Source organism: Streptomyces sp. SID5910 (genome assembly GCF_009862125.1).
GTDB lineage: Bacteria > Actinomycetota > Actinomycetes > Streptomycetales > Streptomycetaceae > Streptomyces.
The window spans coordinates 1-987 of sequence record NZ_WWHX01001017.1; the positions used below are offsets into that span (position 1 = coordinate 1).

At 69.8% G+C, this 987-nt stretch carries 1 protein-coding gene; it reads left to right on the top strand.

What is annotated here, in order from left to right:
* On the top strand, positions 1 to 987 hold a 987-nt coding region (locus GTW67_RS35890; protein ID WP_161168891.1), incomplete at both ends, for an acyltransferase domain-containing protein.

Below are 987 nucleotides of genomic sequence, written 5' to 3' on the forward strand. Positions count from 1 at the left end.
ATCGGTGAGCTGGCGGCAGCCCATGTCGCCGGTGTGTGGTCGCTGGAGGACGCGTGTGTGCTGGTGGCTGCGCGTGGTCGTCTGATGCAGGCACTCCCGCAGGGTGGGGCGATGCTCGCCGTGGAGGCCGAAGAGACGGTGGTCCGGGCTGCGTTGGCTGGCCGTGAGGGTGTGGCTGTCGCGGCGGTCAACGGGCCGCAGGCGGTCGTGGTTTCCGGTGACGGTTCTGTGGTCTCGGAGTTGGAGGAGGTGTGGCGGGCTGAGGGCCGGCGGGTGCGTCGGCTGCGCGTCTCGCATGCGTTCCATTCGCCGTTGATGGAGCCGATGCTGGACGAGTTCCGGCAGATCGCCCAGTCCCTCACCTACCAGGCTCCGCAGCTTGCTGTGCTGTCGAACGTGACGGGTGAGCTGGCGTCTGCGGATGGAGTCTGTGACCCGGAGTACTGGGTGCGTCACGTACGTGAGGCGGTGCGTTTCGCCGACGGCATCACGCATCTCTCAGACCAGGGCGTGACCAGCTGCCTCGAGTTGGGCCCCGACGGTGTGCTGTCCGGGATGGGCGCGGACTCCGTCTCGGACATGGTGTTCGCTCCCGTCCTGCGTAAGGACCGCGACGAGGCCGGCTCGCTCGTGGAAGCCCTCGCGCAGGCATACATCCGGGGGCACGAGATGGACTGGGCTGCGTTCCTCGCCCCGTCCCGCCCCCGGCTGGTGGAACTCCCCACCTACGCCTTCCAGCGAGACCGATACTGGCTGGAGGCGGCCCCGTCCGCCGGCGATGTGTCGGCGGCGGGTCTGGGGGCTGCTGATCATCCTCTGCTCGGTGCTGCGGTGACCCTGCCCGATTCCGACGGCTGTCTGTTCACCGGCCGTCTGTCGCTGGCGTCCCACGCCTGGCTGGCGGACCACGCGGTGCTGGGGGCCGTCCTGCTGCCGGGCACCGCCTTCGTCGAACTCGCCCTCCACGCCGGTGGCCGCGTCGGCTGC